This window comes from Pseudomonas xantholysinigenes, assembly GCF_014268885.2.
GTDB lineage: Bacteria > Pseudomonadota > Gammaproteobacteria > Pseudomonadales > Pseudomonadaceae > Aquipseudomonas > Aquipseudomonas xantholysinigenes.
In genome coordinates this window covers 5119829-5138840 of sequence record NZ_CP077095.1, presented here as the reverse complement: position 1 = coordinate 5138840, position 19012 = coordinate 5119829, and the positions used below count along the sequence as shown (strand labels likewise).

Annotated in this window: 17 protein-coding genes and 3 pseudogenes; 7 read left to right on the top strand and 13 right to left on the bottom strand. The window is 65.5% G+C overall.

What is annotated here, in order from left to right:
* Positions 1-3 precede the first annotated feature (3 nt).
* From tatB to HU772_RS25400, 7 genes and pseudogenes are all read left to right on the top strand, one after another.
* Positions 4-372 (top strand): Sec-independent protein translocase protein TatB, encoded by a 369-nt coding sequence (gene tatB, locus HU772_RS22905; protein WP_186656465.1) that lies wholly within the window; start codon positions 4-6, stop codon positions 370-372.
* Positions 369-1160, top strand: a complete 792-nt coding sequence (gene tatC, locus HU772_RS22900) for a twin-arginine translocase subunit TatC (protein WP_186656463.1) — start codon at positions 369-371, stop codon at positions 1158-1160. Before tatB ends, tatC begins: the two co-directional genes overlap by 4 nt.
* Positions 1157-1864, top strand: coding sequence for a 16S rRNA (uracil(1498)-N(3))-methyltransferase (locus HU772_RS22895; RefSeq protein ID WP_186656461.1), 708 nt, complete (start codon positions 1157-1159; stop codon positions 1862-1864). The genes tatC and HU772_RS22895 overlap by 4 nt, the downstream gene beginning before the upstream one ends.
* Positions 1865-1963: 99 nt before the next feature.
* A pseudogene (locus tag HU772_RS25415) lies at positions 1964-2977 on the top strand (methyl-accepting chemotaxis protein); the annotation flags it as partial.
* Between the two features lie 30 nt (positions 2978-3007).
* Complete coding sequence (locus tag HU772_RS25410) at positions 3008-3880, top strand: methyl-accepting chemotaxis protein (RefSeq protein WP_437182457.1); 873 nt, start codon at positions 3008-3010, stop codon at positions 3878-3880.
* Between the two features lie 106 nt (positions 3881-3986).
* Positions 3987-5078: pseudogene (locus HU772_RS25405) on the top strand (methyl-accepting chemotaxis protein); the annotation flags it as partial.
* A 9-nt stretch (positions 5079-5087) separates the two neighbouring features.
* Positions 5088-5847: pseudogene (locus HU772_RS25400) on the top strand (methyl-accepting chemotaxis protein); the annotation flags it as partial.
* A 176-nt stretch (positions 5848-6023) separates the two neighbouring features.
* Here the strand turns inward: HU772_RS25400 and HU772_RS22880 are convergent.
* The 13 genes from HU772_RS22880 to HU772_RS22820 all read right to left on the bottom strand — a co-directional run bounded on the left by HU772_RS22880 (position 6024) and on the right by HU772_RS22820 (position 18990).
* A complete protein-coding gene (locus tag HU772_RS22880; protein ID WP_186656432.1) occupies positions 6024-6638 on the bottom strand; it encodes a TetR/AcrR family transcriptional regulator in 615 nt (204 codons plus the stop codon).
* Between the two features lie 4 nt (positions 6639-6642).
* Positions 6643-8325 (bottom strand): class II poly(R)-hydroxyalkanoic acid synthase, encoded by a 1683-nt coding sequence (gene phaC, locus HU772_RS22875; RefSeq protein ID WP_186656429.1) that lies wholly within the window; start codon positions 8323-8325, stop codon positions 6643-6645.
* 83 nt (positions 8326-8408) lie between these two features.
* On the bottom strand, positions 8409-9260 hold the full coding sequence (phaZ, locus tag HU772_RS22870; protein WP_186656426.1) for a poly(3-hydroxyalkanoate) depolymerase: 852 nt from the start codon (positions 9258-9260) through the stop codon (positions 8409-8411).
* Between the two features lie 64 nt (positions 9261-9324).
* On the bottom strand, positions 9325-11004 hold the full coding sequence (phaC, locus tag HU772_RS22865) for a class II poly(R)-hydroxyalkanoic acid synthase (protein WP_186656423.1): 1680 nt from the start codon (positions 11002-11004) through the stop codon (positions 9325-9327).
* 336 nt (positions 11005-11340) lie between these two features.
* Positions 11341-11718: a gamma-butyrobetaine hydroxylase family protein gene (locus HU772_RS22860; protein ID WP_186656421.1), complete on the bottom strand. Its 378-nt coding sequence runs from the start codon at positions 11716-11718 to the stop codon at positions 11341-11343.
* A gap of 138 nt (positions 11719-11856) precedes the next feature.
* Positions 11857-13200 (bottom strand): ATP-dependent protease ATPase subunit HslU, encoded by a 1344-nt coding sequence (gene hslU, locus HU772_RS22855; protein ID WP_186656419.1) that lies wholly within the window; start codon positions 13198-13200, stop codon positions 11857-11859.
* A gap of 74 nt (positions 13201-13274) precedes the next feature.
* Positions 13275-13805 carry an ATP-dependent protease subunit HslV gene (gene hslV / locus HU772_RS22850; RefSeq protein ID WP_134690445.1) on the bottom strand — a complete coding sequence of 177 codons (531 nt, stop codon included), beginning with the start codon at positions 13803-13805 and terminating at the stop codon, positions 13275-13277.
* Between the two features lie 268 nt (positions 13806-14073).
* Positions 14074-15345, bottom strand: coding sequence for a dihydroorotase (locus HU772_RS22845; protein ID WP_186656417.1), 1272 nt, complete (start codon positions 15343-15345; stop codon positions 14074-14076).
* Positions 15342-16346 (bottom strand): aspartate carbamoyltransferase catalytic subunit, encoded by a 1005-nt coding sequence (locus HU772_RS22840; protein WP_038706925.1) that lies wholly within the window; start codon positions 16344-16346, stop codon positions 15342-15344. Before HU772_RS22840 ends, HU772_RS22845 begins: the two co-directional genes overlap by 4 nt.
* A gap of 12 nt (positions 16347-16358) precedes the next feature.
* Positions 16359-16877 (bottom strand): bifunctional pyr operon transcriptional regulator/uracil phosphoribosyltransferase PyrR, encoded by a 519-nt coding sequence (pyrR, locus tag HU772_RS22835; protein ID WP_186656415.1) that lies wholly within the window; start codon positions 16875-16877, stop codon positions 16359-16361.
* A gap of 49 nt (positions 16878-16926) precedes the next feature.
* Positions 16927-17352: a Holliday junction resolvase RuvX gene (gene ruvX, locus HU772_RS22830; RefSeq protein ID WP_028688357.1), complete on the bottom strand. Its 426-nt coding sequence runs from the start codon at positions 17350-17352 to the stop codon at positions 16927-16929.
* Positions 17352-17921 carry a YqgE/AlgH family protein gene (locus tag HU772_RS22825; RefSeq protein ID WP_186656413.1) on the bottom strand — a complete coding sequence of 190 codons (570 nt, stop codon included), beginning with the start codon at positions 17919-17921 and terminating at the stop codon, positions 17352-17354. The genes ruvX and HU772_RS22825 overlap by 1 nt, the downstream gene beginning before the upstream one ends.
* Positions 17922-18090: 169 nt before the next feature.
* Complete coding sequence (locus HU772_RS22820; protein ID WP_186656411.1) at positions 18091-18990, bottom strand: energy transducer TonB; 900 nt, start codon at positions 18988-18990, stop codon at positions 18091-18093.
* Positions 18991-19012: the final 22 nt, after the last annotated feature.

Sequence of the window (19012 nt, the reverse complement as noted above, 5' to 3'; positions counted from 1 at the left end):
ACCATGTTCGGCATCAGTTTCAGCGAGCTGCTGCTGGTCGGCCTGGTGGCCTTGCTGGTGCTCGGCCCCGAGCGCCTGCCGGGTGCCGCGCGCACCGCCGGGTTGTGGATCGGTCGGCTCAAGCGCAGCTTCAACGCGATCAAGATGGAGGTCGAGCGCGAGATCGGCGCCGACGACATCCGCCGCCAGTTGCACAACGAGCACATCCTGCAGATGGAGCAGGAGGCCAAGCGCATCCTTAACCCGCTGACGCCCCCGGCCCCACCCTCGGCCGGCGCCGAGACACCCGCCACACCTGCCGCCGAGGCCGCTCCCGCGCAGCCCGCCGCAGTGCCACCCTCCGAACCGCCCCAACCGCCGCGAGCCCCATGAGCGAGAATCCGGAACATGACCAGCCGATGCCGCTGGTCTCGCACCTGACCGAACTGCGCACCCGCCTGCTGCGTTGCGTCGCCGCCATCTTCCTGATCTTCGCCGGGCTGTTCTCCTTCGCCCAGCAGATCTACACCCTGGTCTCGGCGCCCTTGCGCGCGCACTTGCCGGCCAATGCGACGATGATCGCCACCGACGTGGCCTCGCCGTTCCTGACGCCGTTCAAGCTGACCATGATCGTCTCGCTGTTCCTGGCGATCCCGTTCATCCTGCAGCAGATCTGGGGCTTCATCGCGCCGGGCCTGTACCGCCACGAAAAACGCATCGCCATTCCGTTGCTGGTGTCGAGCATCTTCCTGTTCTATGCCGGCATGGCGTTCGCCTACTTCCTGGTGTTCCCGCTGATCTTCGGCTTCTTCGCCAGCGCCACGCCTGAAGGCGTGTCGATGATGACCGACATCTCCAGTTACCTGGACTTCGTCATGACCCTGTTCTTCGCCTTCGGGGTCGCCTTCGAGATCCCGGTGGCGGTGGTGCTGCTGGTGTGGATCGGCGTGGTCGATGTGCAGTACCTGAAGAAGATCCGCCCGTACGTGATCATCGGCTGCTTCGTGGTCGGCATGATCCTCACGCCGCCGGACATCTTCTCCCAGACCCTGTTGGCCGTGCCGATGTGGATGCTGTTCGAGGTCGGCGTGCTGTGCGGCAGCCTGATCCGCAAGCGCAGCCACGCCCGCGAGGAAGCCGGCGACGACCACAACGACCAGCCGCCTGCGACGCAACCGTGAACCTGTTGCTCCTCGAAGAGGCCGACTTTGTCGCGGCCGACCGCGTCGTCCTGGCCGATCGTCGTTTCACCCACATGCAGGAGATTCATCGCGTGGCGGTGGGCGACAGCCTGCGCGTGGGGCGGATTGGCGGGTTGATGGGCAAGGCCGAGGTGGTGCGCCTCGCAGGCCATGAGGCGGAGTTGCAGGTGGCCTTCGACCAGGCGCCACCGGCCAAGCTGCCGCTGACCCTGGTGCTGGCCGTGCCACGCCCGAAAATGCTGCGCCGGCTGTTCCAGACGGTCGCCACCCTGGGCGTGCCGAGGCTGATCCTGGTCAACAGCTACAAGGTGGAGAAGAGCTTCTGGCAGACGCCATTCCTCAACCCCGAGACCATTCGCGAGAACCTTATCCTCGGCCTTGAGCAGGCCCGTGACACGGTATTGCCCGAAGTGCTCATCGAGAAGCGCTTCAAACCGTTCGTCGAGGACCGCCTGCCGGCCATCGCCAGCGGCACACTTGGCCTGGTCGGCCACCCAGGTCCTTACCCTGCCTGCCCACGCGGCGTGGAACAGCCGGTGACCCTGGCCATCGGCCCGGAAGGCGGCTGGATTCCCTATGAAATCGATCTATTGGGCAAGGCCGGATTGGCCCCCGTGCAACTGGGCGACCGAATCCTACGGGTGGAAACGGCAGTGACGGCCCTTCTTTCGCGAATTTTCTGACAGGCTGGTCAGCTTTTTCCCATCAAGTTTCCCCTCCGTGCGCCGATGGCCTGTGCAAGAAAACAATAATCCGTACTGCCATGCGTCGGGGAGTCGTCTATGTACCGTTGGTTCGCCCAGTCTCTGGGAAATATGAGTGTCAACCGCAAGCTGGGGATCGGTTTCGGCCTGGTCCTGTTGCTCACCCTTGCCATTACCTTCAGCGGCTGGATGGGCCTGGACAGCGTGACCAGCCGTGGCGACAAGCTCGGCAATATCTCGGTGATCCACCAGTACACCCAGGAGCTGCGCATCGCCCGCCAGCACTATGAACGCAACCGTGACCAGGCCGCGGTGAGCGAATTGGAGAAGTCGCTGGCCAACGTCGAACGCCAGGTGCAGTTCATGCTCGGCCAGATCGAGCTGCCGGCCGACCGCCAGCGCCTGGAGCAGCAACGCGACGCCGTGCGCCAGTACCAGCAGGCTTTCAGCGAGCTCAAGCAGGCCGACCAGCGCCGCAGCGCCAGCCGCCAGGTGCTGGGCGACAGCGCCGACAAGGCCGCCGAGCTCATCGCCAAGGTCCAGCAGCGGCTGCGCCAGGCCGGCGACATTGGCCAGTACCAGGAGGCCGTGGAGGTCAGCGCACAGCTGCAGCAGGCGCGATTCCAGGTGCGTGGCTACACCTACAGTGGCAAGGCTGAATTCCAGCAGACGGCGTTGCAGGCCATCGACCAGGCCCTGCCGGTGCTCAAGGCGCTGCCCACCAAGTTACCCCCCGAATACGCTGCCGGGCTCGACGAGGCCGCCGAGGCGTTGGCCGCCTACCGCGACGCCGTGCTCCAGGTGGGCAACGCCCAGGCCGCCAGCGAGCAGGCCCTGGCGCGGATGGCCGCGCAAGGCACCGTGCTGCTGGACACCAGTCTGCAAATGACCGAATCCCAGACCAAGGTCCGCGACCAGGGTACCCAGCAAGCCAAGACCTTGCTCGCCGGCGCCACCGCCTTGGCCTTGCTGCTCGGTGTGCTGGCGGCCTTCGCCATCACCCGGCAGATCATCGTGCCGTTGCGCCAGACCCTCGCCGCCGCCGAGCGGGTGGCCGGCGGCGACCTGCGCCAGGACCTGAACGTCGAGCGCCGCGACGAACTGGGCCAGTTGCAGGCCAGCATGCAGCGCATGACCCAGAGCCTGCGCGAGCTGATCGGCGGCATTGGCGATGGCGTCACGCAGATCGCCAGTGCCGCCGAGGAACTGTCGGCGGTGACCGAGCAGACCAGCGCCGGGGTCAACAATCAGAAGGTCGAAACCGACCAGGTGGCCACTGCCATGAACGAGATGGCCGCCACTGTGCAGGAGGTCGCGCGCAACGCCGAACAGGCCTCGGAAGCGGCACTGGTGGCCGACCAGCAGGCCCGCGAGGGTGACAAAGTGGTCGCCCAGGCCATCGCCCAGATCGAACGCCTGGCGAGCGAAGTGGTGAACTCCAGCGAGGCCATGAACCAGCTCAAGGCCGAAAGCGACAAGATCGGCAGCGTGCTCGACGTGATCAAGGCGGTGGCGCAACAGACCAACCTGCTGGCGCTCAACGCCGCCATCGAGGCGGCGCGGGCCGGTGAGGCGGGGCGTGGCTTCGCCGTGGTCGCCGATGAAGTGCGCAGCCTGGCCCAGCGTACCCAGCACTCCACCGAGGAAATCGAAGAACTGATCTCCGGCTTGCAGAGTGGTACCGAGCGCGTGGCCAGCGTGATGGACAGCAGCCGCGGGCTGACCGACAGCAGTGTCGAACTGACCCGTCGTGCCGGCGGCTCGCTGGCCACCATCACCCAGACCGTGTCGTCGATCCAGGCGATGAACCAGCAGATCGCCACCGCGGCCGAGCAACAGAGCGCCGTGGCCGAGGAGATCAACCGCAGCGTGATGAACGTGCGCGACATCTCCGACCAGACCTCGGCGGCCAGCGAGGAGACCGCCAGCTCCAGCGTCGAACTCGCCCGCCTGGGCACACACTTGCAGGAACTGGTCAGGCGTTTCCGTCTGTAGCGCCAGCGTTTTGCAGGCTGCCGGAACATTCCCGCAGCCTGCAAAGACTTTTCCTACCCAATTTACAGGTCGAGTCCGGCAGCTTCCGTGCCGATGAGCGTTGACCATGGCGGCAATGTGCCGCTATGGCCCACTCTCATCTGGACGGAGACCTGTCATGTTCGCTTACCTCGACCGCAAGCTCGGCAACCTGAGGGTCGCGCACAAGCTCACCCTCGGCTTCGCCGTGGTGCTGATCCTCACCCTGGCCACCACGGTCAGTGGCTGGCGCGCCCTGGACGGCGCCATCAGCCGCTCGGAGCAACTCAGCGAAATCGGCGCCATCAACGACCTGACCAAGGACCTGCGCGCCGAGCGCATCACCTATCGGGTGCTCAGCGATGACACCAGCCGCACCCGCATCACGCGCATTCTCGACCAGTTGCAAAGCCGCATGAGCGCCTTGCAGCAGCGGTCCAGCGTGGACCAGTCACGGGAGATGCTGACCCAGAAACTGCAATTGCTGCAGCGCCTGCAAGATGACTTCAACGCGCTGCAGCGTGCCGTCGACAGCCGCCAGGGGTTGCGCACGGCCATGCTGGAGCAGGCCGAAACATTGGCCAAGGTCATCGACGACCTGCAGACCCAGGCCTTGCTGAAAATGCCCGCGGATGGCCAACAGGGCAACGTGGTCGGGCTCATGGACAACCTGAGCCGGCATGTCGAAAGCGCCAACCAGCAGAGTCTGGTGCCGGCCTATACCTTTGTGCCGATGAGCAGCTTCGCCGCGGTCGGCGACAGCGCGCTGGATGCCGCCGATACCAGCCTGGAGCAATTGCTCCGAGGGGTTGCGCCATTGGGCCTGCCGCGCGCCCTGATGGAGCGCCCGGGTGTCGAGCTGGCCCGCTACCGCGATAGCCTGCAGCGCTATCGGGGGGCGGCGCTGCAGGTGGAGCAGCTGCAGGACGGCATGGAGAAAATGGGCGAGGAACTGCGCGCCGTCAGTGTCGAACTGGGCCAGCGCAAGGTCGAGCAGCGCGACAGCGAGGCCCTGGCAGCCCGGTCGTTGCTGACCAGCGTGGCGGTGCTGGCGCTGCTGGTAGGCGTGCTGGCCGGCTGGTTGATCACCGGGCAGATCACCCGACCCTTGCACCAGACCCTGGCCCAGGCATCGCGCATCGCCCGGGGCGACCTCAGCCAGGTGGACACGGTGGCGCGCCGCGATGAAATGGGCCAGTTACAGACCAGCATGCGCGAGATGACCTTGAGCCTGCGCGAACTGCTCGGCGGTATCGACCAGGGCGTCGGGCACTTGTCCCGGGCCGCCGCGGAGCTGGCGAGCACCAGTGTCGACACCCGCGAGCGGATCAACCAGCAGCGCGAGGAAACCGACCAGGTGGCCACGGCGATGAACCAGATGAGCGCCACGGTGCAGGAGGTGGCGCAGAACGCCGAACAGGCTTCGCTGGCGGCGACTACGGCCGACAGCCAGGCGCAACTGGGCGACCAAGTGGTGGCCGAGGCTATCTCGCGCATCGAGCAATTGGCAGGGCAGATGGATCATTGCCTGCAGGCCATGGGCCATTTGTCGGACGAGAGCCAGCGTATCGGTTCGATCCTCGATGTCATCAAGTCGGTCTCGGAACAGACCAACCTGCTGGCGCTCAATGCCGCCATCGAGGCGGCCCGGGCGGGTGAAGCCGGGCGTGGGTTTGCCGTGGTCGCCGACGAAGTGCGCGGGCTGGCCCAGCGTACGCAGCAGTCGACCGAGGAAATCGAGCAACTGATCGACAACCTGCACCGGGGGACCGATGAGGTCACTGGTTTGCTGGACAACAGCAAGCGCTTGACCGAGCAGAGTGTCGAGCTCAGCCGCAAGGCCGGTGATGCCCTGGGGCAGATTACCGCGACGGTGTCGACCATCCAGGGCATGAACCAGCAGATTGCCACGGCCAGCGAGCAACAGAGCGTGGTGGCCGAACAGATCAACCGCAGCGTGATCAATGTGCGCGATGTGTCCGACCGGACCAGCGTGGCCAGTGAGCAGACGGCAGCGTCGAGTGGCGAGCTGGAGCAGCTGGGGCAGCAACTGCGCGGTATGGTGGGGCGCTTCAGCCTGTGATGACTGCTTCGCGATGCCGGTGTTCGCCGGCAACGCTGGCGCCTACGTCTCCAGATAGCGCATCGCCAGTTGCTCGGCGGCTTTGCGCGCTGGGGCGTGCAGGTGGGGTGCCACCAGCATCATCACCTGGTACACCACCACGCCCACGTCACCCTCGCGGCCCAGCACCCGCTGGTAGTCCAGCGAGCACATCAGGGTCAGGGTGATCTGCTCCACCAACTGCCCCAGTGCCTGGGTCTCGCTGGTCACCTGGCCCTGGCCCTTGAGGCTGGCGAGCAGCGCGGCCAGGGTGCGCTTGAGCGCGTTGATCAGGCTGCGCATGCCCCGGGCCAGCTTGGGCAGGCGTCCGGTGAGGTTGGACAGGTCCTGGAACAGGAAGCGGTACTGGGCCATGCGCTCGACGATCAGGTGCAGGAACAACCAGTAGTCCTCGGCGTCCAGGCGCACGTCCAGTGGTGGGTCGAGCAACGGCATCAGCTGTTCTTCGAAACGCTCGAACAGGCCGATTACCAGGGGCTCCTTGCCGTGGAAGTGGTAGTACAGGTTGCCGGGGCTGATGCCCAGCTCGTTGGCTATCTCCAGGGTCGAGACGTTCGGCTCGCCCTGGCGGTTGAACAGCTGCAAGGCACATTCGAGGATTCGGTCACGGGTTTTCATCCGGTCAGCGGGCCAGTACGTAGGTGCCTGGCGCGGGGCCCAGCGGTGGATAGGTGGCGTTGCCCAGCTCGCTGCGCGGTGCCTTCAAGGTACCGGAGCGCTGGCTGATCCAGTCCAGCCACAGCGGCCACCAGCTGCCATCGTGGCGCGCGGCGTCATGGAACCAGGCGCGCGGGTCGCTGGAGAGCTTGGGGTTGTCCAGGTAGTAGGCCTTGGGGTTGCCGGGGGGGTTGATGATGCTCTGGATATGCCCGCTGTTGGCCAGGATGAAACGCCGTTCGCCGCCCAGCAGCAGCGCCGAGCGATACACCGCGTCCCAGGGCGTGATGTGGTCGTTGCTGCCGGCCACGGTGAAGCTGTCCAGGTCGACCTGCTTGAGGTCGATCGGCGTGCCGCACACTTCGAGCCCTGCCGGGAAGGTCAGCGGGTTTAGCTTGAAGAAGTCCAGCAGGTCACCGTGCAGGGCGGCCGGTAGGCGGGTGTTGTCGGCATTCCAGTAGAGGATGTCGAAAGCCGGTGGGGTCTTGCCCATCAGGTAGTTGTTGACCCAGTAGTTCCAGATCAGGTCGTTGGGGCGCATCCAGGCGAAGATCCGTGCCACCTCGCCGCCGTCGAGCACGCCGCGCTGGTAGGAGCGGCGCTTGGCGGCTTCGATGGTTTGCTCATCGGCAAACAGGCTGGCGGGGCTGTCGAACTGGCTGTCGAGCAGGCTTACCAGGTAGGTGGCGCTGCGGACCTTGCGTAATTGCTGCTTGGCTCGCAAATGGCCTTGTAGCGCGGCCATGGTCAGGCCGCCGGCGCAGGCGCCCATCAGGTTTGGGTCGCGGCTGCCGCTGATGCTGCGGCAAGCATTGAGTGCTTCTTCCAGGGCCTGTACATAGCTCGACAGCCCCCATTCGCGGTGACGAGGGTCGGGATTGCGCCAGCTGACCATGAACACCTGCAAGCCTTGCTTGAGCATGTACTGGACAAAGCTGTTGGTCGGGCCGAGGTCGAAGATGTAGAACTTGTTGATCTGCGGCGGCACCACCAGCAGCGGACGGGCGTACTGTTTCTCGCTCATGGGCTTGTACTGGATCAGCTCCAGCAGTTCGTTGCGAAATACCACGGCGCCGGGGGTGGCGGCGAGATTGCCACCGACTTCGAAGGCACGTTCGTCCACCTGGCGCGGCAGGCCGTCGTTGTGCCGCAGATCGTCGAGCAGGTGGCTGGCGCCACGCAGCAGGCTCTGGCCACCGCTGTTGAACAGCTCCTTGACCGCCAGCGGGTTGAGCAACGAGTTGCTCGGCGACACGGCATCGCTGATCAGGGTGAACAGGAACTGCGCCCGCGCCCGGTCGTCGTCCTCCAGGCTGCTTTCCTCGATCCACTGGCGGGTCTGTCGCTGCCAGGCCAGGTAGGCTTGCAGGCCACGGCGGTAGAACGGGTTATGGCTCCAGGTCGGGTCGCTGAAGCGGCTGTCCCTTGGGTGCGGCTGCAGCGAAGAATCACCGATCAATACGCGGCCCAGCTGGCCGCCCAGGCTGAGCAGGTGATGCGCGGTGTGCAGCGGGTTGCGCAGGCCAATCCGGCCGACCTGGCGCAAGGTCGAGATCAGGTCGCGACCGCGCAGCCCGGTGATGGCGTTCTGCACGTTCATGCTGGTGGCGGGGACGGGGGCCATCCCTTTAGCCGGTTTGTCCTTCATGCCAACACTCCCTCGTTTAGCAATCGGGCCAAGCACTGGGCAAGCCCGTGCCCCCGTGGGCCGAGCCTGCCTTGCGCATGGCGTCAGGTGCCCGCTGCGGGCCGTGGGTGCATGACCGCGCGCTGGCGCTCCTGCTGGAGGAATTTCATGATGATCGGGGCGACGGCTTCGGCCCGGGTGATCAGGAACAGGTGGCCGTCGTCGATTATGTGTAGCTGGGCATTGGGAATTCGCCAGGCCAGCAGGCGCATGTTGATCAGCGGGATCAGCGGGTCGTCGTCGCCGGCCAGCACCAGGGTCGGCTGGTGGATCTTGTGCAGCCAATGGATGCTGGTCCAGCCAAGGCCGGCGAACAATTGCCAGTAGTAGCCCAGCTTGCCGCCGGAGCGCACCTTGGAGGCGTGGTGCATGGCCAGGTCCGGGTCGCGGCGAAAGCCACCGCCGTAGATCAGTGGGGCGATGCGGATCACGTGGGAAGGCTGGATGTAGCGCCGAGGGCTGGCCATCATCCACAGCACCTTGGGCTTGCCCGGCACCATCACCGCGCCGGCGGCGGTGGCGGCCAGCACCAGTTTCTTGCAGCGCTCGGGGTAGTCGTGGGCGAACTGCTGCGCCAGCGCGCCGCCCCAGGATACGCCGATGACATTGACCTGGCCGTAGTCCAGGTAGTCGAGCATGCGCGCGGTCAGTTTGGCCAGGCCGGGAAAGCGGTAGGGATGGCGCGGCGTGGACGAGCCGCCGACCCCGGGCACGTCGAAGGCGATGACCTCCAGGTCCGGGTCCAGCGCCTCGATGAAGGGGAACACCAGCTCAAGGTTGGCGCCGATGCCGTTGAAAATCAGCAGCGGCGTCAAGTGTGGCTTGCCCGGGCGGACCGCGGTGCGGATGGACTGCTGGTCCAGCTCGACGGTCCTGAAAATGTACGGTTCCGGCATGCGCGTGACTCTAGGGTGAAAGTAGCACCACGCGGCCCCGACAGGCGCCGCGTGGCGGTTCAGCTCAACGTTCGTGGACGTAGGTTCCCGGCGCGGCCTCGCCTGCGCCATAGGCACGATTACCCAGCCGTGTAGGGGCTTTCTTCAGTTCGCCGGCGCGTTCGCCCAGCCAGGTCTGCCAGTGCAGCCACCAGGAGTCGGCATGCTTGACCGCGTTCTCCTGCCAGGCCAACGGATCGTCCGGACGGTCCTCGCCGGTCATGAAGCGTGCCTTGGGGTTGCCCGGAGGGTTGAGGATGCTCTGGATATGCCCGCTGTTGGACAGCACGAACTCGATCTTGCCGCCGAACAGGTGCGCCGAGCGGTAGCACGACTGCCAGGGGGTGATGTGGTCGGCGGTGCCAGCGACGCTGTAGATGTCGCACTCGACTTTCTTCAGGTCGATGGCGGTGCCGCAGACTTCCAGGGCATCGGAGCGGGTCAGCGGGTTGTTCTTGAACATCTCGATCAGGTCGCCATGGAAGGCGGCCGGCAAGCGGGTGGTATCGTTGTTCCAGAACAGGATGTCGAACACCGGTGGCTCGTTGCCGAGCAGGTAGTTGTTGACCCAATAATTCCAGATCAGGTCGTTGGGGCGCATCCAGGCGAACACCTTGGCCATGTCGCTGCCCTCGAGTACGCCGGCCTGGTAGGAGTGGCGCTTGGCGGCCTCGAGGGTCTGTTCGTCGACGAACAGGGCGACCTGGGTATCGACCGTGGTATCGAGCACGCTGACCAGCAGGGTGAGGGCGTTGACCTTTTTCTCGCCCAGGGCGGCGTAGTGGCCGACCAGCGCGGTGCAGGTGATGCCGCCGGAGCAGGCGCCGAGCATGTTCAGGTCCTTGCTGCCGGTGATCGCCAGTACCGCGTCGACCGCTTCCTTGAGGGCGTCGATGTAGGTGGACAGGCCCCATTCGCGCTGGGCCTTGGTCGGGTTGCGCCAGCTGATGATGAAGGTCTGCTGCTGTGAGCGCAGGCAGAAGCGTGCCAGGCTCTTTTCCGGGCTCAGGTCGAATACATAGAACTTGTTGATCTGCGGCGGCACCACCAGCAGAGGACGGCTGTGCACCTGTTCGGTGATCGGCCGGTACTGTATCAGCTCCAGCACATCATTGCGGTACACCACCGAGCCTTCGCTGGTGCCCAGGTTCTTGCCGACCTCGAAGGCCTCCATGTTGACCTGGCTGGGCATGCCGCCGTTGTTGACCATGTCCTTGGCCAGGTGCGACAGGCCGTCGAGCAGGCTCTTGCCACCGGTTTCGAAGAAGCGCTTGATCGCCGCCGGGTTGGACAGGGTGTTGGTGGGCGCCATGGCCTCGGTCAGCAAGTTGATGACGAACTGGCCGCGGCTGATGTCCTGTGGCGAAAGGTCGCTGCTGCCGATCCAGTCGTTGAGCTCCTTGCGCCAGGCCAGGTAGGTCTGCAGGTAGCGACGGTACAGCGGGTTCTGGCTCCAGGCCGGGTCGTTGAACCGGCGGTCGTCGCCCTCTGGCTGCAGGGTCGACTTGCCCAGCAGCACGTTTTTCAGTTCCAGGCCGAAATGCGCCACGTGACGGGCGCTGTGCAACGGCTGGCGCATGGCCTGGCGCAGCACCGTGCGCGCCGAGGTCAGCAGATCCTTGCGGCGAATGCCGATGACCGGATTGAGCCCCAGGGTGTTTTCCGAGGCCTGCCGCTGCAACTCATCGTTGTTCTTGTTACTCATCTACGACGCTCCGTTGTCCTGAGACGAGTACCGGCGTGCTGTGACAGCCCGGTACTGCTACTCGGGTGACCAGTGATAAGGAACAGCGGTGCTGCGACCGGATGCGTGGCGGTGATGAGCTGCGGGGGTTTCTGCGTGTGAAGACAACCTGCTTTCGCTCGCGACCTCTACATACCGGCCTGGCCCTGCTTGCCTGAAAAGCGATGCAGGGAACTTGCCAGCCCCATTGGTTACCCGACTTTCATGTAATGCGCAAGACAGCCAGTCATTGGCTGCCATTCAGGCATTCAAGCAGATGAGATTAGAAAATGCGCTCTAAAGCCTGGGGGCCTTGCGCTAGAGCATCAGTTTCACTACCGATTCGGACGGGTCGCGGGATTTGCCGGCCTTGTGCAGGTCGTCCAGGTACTCGGCCCACAGCTGCTCCTGGCGCAGGCACAGTTGCTCGAGGTATTCCCAGGTGAACAATCCTGAGTCATGGCCGTCGTCGAAGGTCAATTTCAGTGCGTATTGACCGGCCGGCTCCAGGCCGCTGAGCCCGACGTTGATCTTGCCAAATTGCAGGATGGGATTGCCGTGGCCCTGGACCTCGGCGGAAGGGGAGTGCACGCGCAGGAACTCGGCGGGCAGGTGATAGACCTCGCCGGGGGCGTAGGTGAGGGTGAGGGTCTTGGAGGCTTTGTGCAGGTTGATGGCGGTGGGCAGGCGGGCCATGGGTTATCTCTCCTGAGCGTCAAGCTACAAGCTTCAAGCTACAAGAAGTGATATTCAAGCCATCGTGAATATTTCTTGGAGTCGCAGTGCTGCAAGCGACGCAGGCCAGCTTGTCGCTTGCAGCTCAAACCTTGCCGCTTACAGGATATAGCGCGACAGGTCTTCGTTCTGCGCCAGCTCACCCAGGTGGCTGTTGACGTACGCCGCGTCGATGTTGATCGGCGTTTCGTCGTGGGCGCTGGCCAGGTCGCCGGCGCTGAACGATACCTCTTCGAGCAGGCGCTCGAGCAAGGTGTGCAGGCGACGGGCACCGATGTTCTCGGTCTTCTCGTTGACCTGGAAGGCGATCTCGGCCAGGCGCTTGAGGCCTTCGTCGGCGAACTCGATGTGCAGGCCCTCGGTCTTGAGCAGCTCGCGGTACTGTTCGGTCAGCGAGGCGTGCGGCTCCTTGAGGATGCGCTCGAAGTCTTCCGGGGTCAGGGCCTTGAGCTCGACGCGGATCGGCAGGCGACCCTGCAGCTCCGGCACCAGGTCGCTCGGCTTGCTCAGGTGGAATGCGCCCGAGGCGATGAACAGGATATGGTCGGTCTTGACCATGCCCAGCTTGGTGTTGACGGTGCAGCCTTCGATCAGCGGCAGCAGGTCACGCTGCACACCTTCACGGGACACATCGGCGCCGCCGACGTTGCCGCGCTTGGCCACCTTGTCGATCTCGTCGATGAACACGATGCCGTGCTGTTCGACCGCTTCCAGGGCCTTGGCCTTGAGTTCTTCCTCGTTGACCAGGCGGCCGGCCTCTTCGTCACGGACCATCTTCAGGGCGTCCTTGACCTTCAGCTTGCGCGCCTTGCGCTTGCCCTTGCCCATGTTGGCGAACAGGCTCTGCAGCTGGTTGGTCATTTCTTCCATGCCAGGTGGCGCGGCAATTTCGACGCCCATGTTCTCGGCGACTTCGATCTCGATTTCCTTGTCGTCCAGCTGGCCTTCGCGCAGGCGCTTGCGGAACAGCTGGCGGGTGTTGGAGTCGCCGCTGCCCTGCTGGGCTTCCTCGCTGAAGCTGCTGACGCGCGCCTGCGGCAGCAGGGCGTCGAGGATGCGGTCTTCGGCGGCGTCTTCGGCGCGGTGGCGCACGCGGACGATTTCCTGCTCGCGGAGCATCTTCAGCGCGGCATCGGCCAGGTCTCGGATGATCGACTCGACATCACGGCCGACATAGCCGACCTCGGTGAACTTGGTCGCCTCGACCTTGATGAACGGTGCGTTGGCCAGCTTGGCCAGGCGCCGGGCGATTTCGGTCTTGCCGACGCCGGTAGGGCCGATCATCAGGATGTTCTTGGGGGTGACTTCGGCACGCAGCTCGGCGGGGAGCTGCATGCGCCGCCAGCGGTTGCGCAGGGCAATGGCCACGGCGCGCTTGGCGTCGTCCTGGCCGATGATGTGGCGGTTGAGTTCGTGGACGATCTCGCGGGGGGTCATGGACATGATGAAAATGGTCCTCGAGCAGGGTGATCAGTGTGGAAAAGTCCCGCAGTGTGCGGGACGCCAGAACAACTGATTCACTCGGCCAGGTCCTGCTCCTCGATGGTCAGGTTGTGGTTGGTGAACACGCAGATGTCGCCGGCGATGTTCAGGGCGGTCTCGGCGATTTCACGGGCCGAGAGGTCGGTCTTGTTCAGCAGGGCGCGGGCCGCGGCCTGGGCGTAGGCGCCGCCGGAGCCCATGGCGATCAGGCCGTCCTCGGGTTCGACCACGTCGCCGTTGCCGGTGATGATCAGCGAGGCGTCCTTGTTGGCCACCGCCAGCATCGCTTCCAGGCGGCTCAGGGAGCGATCGGTACGCCATTCCTTGGCCAGCTCGACGGCGGCGCGCACCAGGTGGCCGGAGTGTTTCTGCAGCTGGGCTTCGAAGCGCTCGAACAAGGTGAAGGCGTCGGCGGTGGCACCGGCGAAGCCGGCGATGACCTGGCCGTTGTACAGGCGCCGGACTTTCTTGGCGTTGCCTTTCATCACGGTGTTGCCGAGGGAAACCTGGCCGTCGCCGCCCATGACGACTTTGCCGTTACGGCGGACAGAAACGATGGTAGTCAAGGGAGAGTCTCCACGCAGCGGGGCGAAAATGCCTGATGCAGACTCATATGGGGGGAGGGGGGAAGGATTTCAACCTTAGGGGATGAGTGGTCTCTGCTGATCGGCGCCAGTGCGATCTTTGTAGGAGCGGCCTTGCCGAGGCGTCGGACCGGTCGGAAAGGGCCGCAGAGCGGCCCCGGCATTTCTGTATGTAGTCGAGATCCTGGGGCCGCTGCGCGACCCTTTCGCGACACAAGGCCGCTCCTACAAGAGCGAGACAGGTGCTGGATCAGGCCTCGTGGCAAACGTGCCCATCGACCAAGGTATAACGCACCGCGCTCGGCAGGCAGTGGCCGATGAACGGGCAGTTCTCGCCGCGCGAGAACCACTGCTCGCCGGCCACGGTCGAGGCCTTGGGATCGAACAGCACCAGGTCCGCCGCACCGCCCACCTTCAGCTCACCGGCCGGCAGGCGCATGGCCGCCGCCGGGCCGCTGCTCAGGCGTGCCAGCAGCGTCGGCAGGTCGAGCAGGCCGTCCTCCACCAGGGTCATGGCCAGTGGCAGCAACAGCTCGACGCCGCTGATACCCGGCTCGGTGGCACCGAACGGCGCCAGCTTGGCATCGCGCTCGTGGGGCTGGTGGTGGCTGGAGATGGCTTGGATCACCCCCGACTTCACCGCCTCGCGCAGGCCGTCGCGGTCGGCAGGCGTGCGCAGTGGCGGTTGCACGTGGTACAGGCTGGAGAAGTCGCGCAGGGCTTCGTCGGTGAGGATCAGCTGGTACAGCGCCACGTCGGCGGTGACCGGCAGCCCCAGCTGCTGGGCCTGGGCGATCAGCCGGGCGCCGCGGGCGCTGGTGATCTGGCTGAAGTGAGCGCGCACGCCGGTCTGCTCGACCAGCAGTAGGTTGCGCGCCAGGGCCACGGTCTCGGCGGTCTCGGGGATGCCGGGCAGGCCGAGGAAGCTGGCCATCGGGCCTTCATGGGCCAGGCCGCCTTGGGCCAGGTCGCGATCCTGGGAGTGGAACACCACGGTCAGGTCGAAGGTGGCCGCGTATTCCAGGGCGCGGGCCAGGGTGCGGTTGTTGGGGATCTCTTTCAGGCCATTGCCGAACGCCACGCAGCCGGTGTCGCGCAGGGCGACCAGCTCGGCCAGTTGCTCGCCTTCCAGGCCCTTGGTCAGGGCGCCGATCGGGTAGACCTTGCTGTTGGCCGCTTCGCGGGCGCGATCGAGGATCAGCTCGGCTACCGCCGAGGTGTCCAGCACCGGTTTGGTCTGCGGTGGGCAGCACAGGCTGGTGACGCCTCCGGCGACCGCCGCGCGGGTCTCGCTGGCGATGTTGCCCTTGCGGCTGTAGCCCGGCTCGCGCAGCGACACGCCAAGGTCGACCAGGCCCGGGGCGGCCACCAGGCCGTCGGCCTGGATAGTGCGGCTGGCGCTGAAGCCGGCAGGCGCGGTGCCGATGGTGACGATGCGCCCGCCATCGAGGTGCAGGTCGGTGACGCGGTCCAGGCCGCTGGCAGGATCGATGACCCGGGCGCCGATGATGCTGATGGTCACTGGGCGTTCTCCTGCTCGAATTGACGTTGCGCGTTCTGCCCGCTCATGGCCATGGACAGCACCGCCATGCGCACGGCGATGCCGTAGGTGACCTGGTTGAGGATCACCGAGTGCTTGCCGTCGGCTACCGCCGACTCGATCTCGACGCCGCGGTTGATTGGCCCCGGGTGCATGACGATGGCGTCAGGCTTGGCCCCGGCCAGGCGCGCTGTGGTCAGGCCGAACAGACGGTAGAACTCGCCCTCGCTGGGCAGCAGGCCACCGGCCATGCGCTCGCGCTGCAGGCGCAGCATGATCACCACATCGACGTCCTTCAGGCCTTCGGCCAGGTCGGTGTAGACCTTCACGCCGTATTGCTCGATGCCGATCGGGATCAGGGTTTTCGGGCCGATCACGCGGATATCCGGGCAACCCAGGGCCTTGAGCGCGAGCATGTCCGAGCGGGCCACCCGCGAGTGGAGGATGTCGCCGACGATGGCCACCGAGAGGTTTTCGAAGCTGCCTTTGTGCCGACGGATGGTCAGCATGTCGAGCATGCCCTGGGTCGGGTGCGCGTGGCGGCCGTCACCACCGTTGATCACGGCGACGTCCGGGCATACGTGCTCGGCGATGAAGTGCGCGGCGCCGGAGTCGGAGTGGCGCACGACGAACATGTCGGCGGCCATGGCCTCGAGGTTGCGCAGGGTGTCGAACAGGGTTTCGCCCTTGCTGGTCGAGGAGGTCGACACGTTCAGGCTGATCACGTCGGCCGACAGGCGCTGGGCGGCCAGTTCGAAGGTGGTGCGGGTACGGGTGGAGTTCTCGAAGAACACGTTGCACACGGTTTTGCCGCGCAGTAACGGGACCTTTTTCACGGCCCGGGCGCCGACTTCGAGGAACGAGTCGGCGGTGTCGAGGATCTCGGTGAGCAGTTCGCGGGGCAAACCGTCGAGCGAGAGGAAATGGCGCAGCTGGCCCTGGTCATTGAGCTGCAGCGGGCGCTTGGCGTCGAATGGCGTCATCGCGGGGGACTCTTAAAGGGCGGATGCGGAAGCGAGGTCCTGGCGCTCGAGGGCGAGCGGCGTGGGTCCGGTCAATTTTACCCGTTCATGGGCGGCCAGGGACAGGGTGGCGCCAAGCACGTTGGGGCGGATCGGCAGTTCGCCGGCATCCAGGTCGAGCAGGCACACCAGTGTCACGCTGGCCGGACGGCCATAGTCGAACAGTTCGTTGAGGGCGGCGCGGATGGTACGACCGCTCATCAGCACGTCATCGATCAGCACCAGGTGCTGGCCTTCGATCTCGAACGGCAGCTCCGACGGGCGCACCTGCGGGTGCAGGCCGTTCTGGCTGAAGTCGTCGCGGTAGAACGATACATCGAGCGTGCCCAGCGGGCTGCTGTCGCCCAGCTCGGCTTGCAGCGCCTGGGCCACCCACACGCCGCCGGTGCGGATGCCGATGTAGCGCGGTTCGGTGATGGCACGGCGGGCCAGGTGGGCGCGAAGGTCGACGGCCATCTGCCGGATCAGCTCGGCGGGATTGGGTAGGCTCATTGCGTGCTCCTTGGGCGGGGGGCCGGGTGGCTCCGGCGGCAAAGCGGATTTAAGTGTTGGCCTCCAGCCAGCCTTGCAGCAGCAAGGCCGCGGCGATGGCGTCGACCGGATTGTCACGGTAGCTGCCGTGGCGGCCGCCTCGGGCCATTTGCTCGCCCTTGGCCTCGAAGGTGGTCAGGCGTTCGTCGTGGGTGTGCACCGGCAGGTTGTAGCGGCCGTGCAGGCGACGGGCGAACTTTTCGGCGCGCTCGCTCATCTCGCTGGGCGTGCCGTCCATGTTCAGCGGCAGGCCGACGACGATGGCGTCGGGCTTCCATTCCTTGATCAGTTTCTCGACCTGGTTCCAGTCCGGTACGCCGTTCTGGGCCTTGAGCGTGCATAACTCGCGAGCCTGGCCGGTAATGACCTGGCCGACGGCGACGCCGATCTGTCGGGTACCGTAGTCGAAGCCCAGCAACAGGCGCAGCTCGGCCATCAGGCGTGCCCCGCCTGGCTGGTGAGCAGGCTCAGGTTGATGCCCAGGCTCTTGGCGGCGGCGCCGAGGCGCTGCTCGCTGTCCATGCCGAATAGGATCTCGGGGTCGAACGGGCAGTTGAGCCAGGCGTTGTCGGCCAGTTCCGCCTCCAGCTGGCCGGCTTCCCAGCCGGCATAGCCGAGGGTGATCAGGCTCTGTTTCGGCCCCACGCCGGCGGCGATGGCCAGCAGCACATCCTGCGAGGTGGTCAGCGACAAACCTTCCAGGGCCACGGTGGCCTGGAAACTGCACTCATCGCTGTGCAGCACGAAGCCACGGTCGGTCTGCACCGGGCCGCCCTGGTAGATCGGCACGTGCAGGGTGCTGGCCGGGGGCTGCTCGTCCGGGCGCAATTGCTCGAGGATGTCGCCCAGGTTCAGCTCCTGCGGGCGATTGACCACCAGGCCCATGGCGCCTTGGGCATTGTGCTCGACGATGTAGGTGAGGGTCTGGGCAAAGTTCGGATCGGCCATATGCGGCATGGCGATCAGGAACTGGTGCTTGAGGTAGCTGGGGGCGAGGGTTTTCATGTCCGCTAGTGTGGCGCCAGGTGGCGAGGCTGACAAGGTGCCTGGAGGGCTGTTGCTGTCCCTGTGGGAGCGGGTTACCCGCGAATGCGCCAGATCATGCAATTGACGTTGGCTGCTCGGCCCTATTCGCGGGTAAACCCGCTCCCACAGCGCTTTTGCAGGCTGTGACTCAATTGCTCGACAGCTTGTCACCCCGGGCAAATCGCCAGGTGCGGATGATCTCCAGCCGGTCGAACTCGGCCAGGTCGCCGGTGAACGGCGCGAACGGCGCCGCCAGGCGCACGATGCGCTGGGCGGCCTGGTCCAGCACCGGCTGGCCGGAGGACTCCAGCACCAGCACTTCGTACAGCGAGCCATCGCGGTTGATCGACACCATCATGCGCAGGCTGCCGTACATCTGCTGGCGCCGGGCTTCCTCGGGGTAGTTGAGGTTGCCGATGCGCTCGACCTTCTTGCGCCACTCTTCCTTGTACCAGGCGCCCTTGTCGCGCATGGTCGAGGCGGCATTGAGGCGGTGGATGCGCGGGCGCTTGGCGTACAGCTGCTGTTCGTGGGACAGCTCGGCCTCGAGGCTGGCGATCTGGCTGGACAGCTGGGAGCTGTCGAACTCGGGCACCTTGGCCTCAGGCTTGGGCTGCGGCTTGCTTTCCTTCGGCCTAGGCTCGACCTTCTGGGTCTTGGGCGCCTGGGTGGCGACCACGGACTTCGCTGGCGCGGGCGGGGTTGCCGGTTTCGCGGCTGGCGGCGGGGTGATCTTGTTGATCTTGCTGTCTTGGAACGGCGCGACCTCGGTGGTCTTGGGCACCGCCTTTTTGTCCAGGGTGCCGCTGCCCTGCTGGTTGTCCTGGGCCTGGAAGTCGGCTTTTTCGGGTGCCTTCTCGCTCTTGAAGGTGGCCAGGGTGATGTCCATGGTGTGGCGGATTTCAGCCGGCTTGACCACGCTGAAGCCCACGCCGAGGATCAAGGCAAGGTGCACCAGCACGGCCAGGAACAGGGTAAAGCCGAGCCGATCCACCGGGCGGACGCGGGGTGGTAGCAGAGCGGCGGGGATGTCGGCGGGGAGCGTCATCGGGTATCCAAAGTCAGCTTCG

Bases quoted from the DNA above. Each gene is read 5' to 3' on its own strand.
- HU772_RS22880 (WP_186656432.1), bottom strand. From the start codon at position 6,638: ATGAAAACCCGTGACCGAATCCTCGAATGTGCCTTGCAGCTGTTCAAC.
- pyrR (WP_186656415.1), bottom strand. From the start codon at position 16,877: ATGAGCCTACCCAATCCCGCCGAGCTGATCCGGCAGATGGCCGTCGAC.
- tatC (WP_186656463.1), top strand. From the start codon at position 369: ATGAGCGAGAATCCGGAACATGACCAGCCGATGCCGCTGGTCTCGCAC.
- ruvX (WP_028688357.1), bottom strand. From the start codon at position 17,352: ATGGCCGAGCTGCGCCTGTTGCTGGGCTTCGACTACGGTACCCGACAG.
- tatB (WP_186656465.1), top strand. From the start codon at position 4: ATGTTCGGCATCAGTTTCAGCGAGCTGCTGCTGGTCGGCCTGGTGGCC.
- hslU (WP_186656419.1), bottom strand. From the start codon at position 13,200: ATGTCCATGACCCCCCGCGAGATCGTCCACGAACTCAACCGCCACATC.
- phaC (WP_186656429.1), bottom strand. From the start codon at position 8,325: ATGAAGGACAAACCGGCTAAAGGGATGGCCCCCGTCCCCGCCACCAGC.
- HU772_RS22825 (WP_186656413.1), bottom strand. From the start codon at position 17,921: ATGAAAACCCTCGCCCCCAGCTACCTCAAGCACCAGTTCCTGATCGCC.
- HU772_RS22820 (WP_186656411.1), bottom strand. From the start codon at position 18,990: ATGACGCTCCCCGCCGACATCCCCGCCGCTCTGCTACCACCCCGCGTC.
- phaC (WP_186656423.1), bottom strand. From the start codon at position 11,004: ATGAGTAACAAGAACAACGATGAGTTGCAGCGGCAGGCCTCGGAAAAC.
- phaZ (WP_186656426.1), bottom strand. From the start codon at position 9,260: ATGCCGGAACCGTACATTTTCAGGACCGTCGAGCTGGACCAGCAGTCC.
- HU772_RS25410 (WP_437182457.1), top strand. From the start codon at position 3,008: ATGCAGCGCATGACCCAGAGCCTGCGCGAGCTGATCGGCGGCATTGGC.
- HU772_RS22840 (WP_038706925.1), bottom strand. From the start codon at position 16,346: ATGACGCCATTCGACGCCAAGCGCCCGCTGCAGCTCAATGACCAGGGC.
- HU772_RS22860 (WP_186656421.1), bottom strand. From the start codon at position 11,718: ATGGCCCGCCTGCCCACCGCCATCAACCTGCACAAAGCCTCCAAGACC.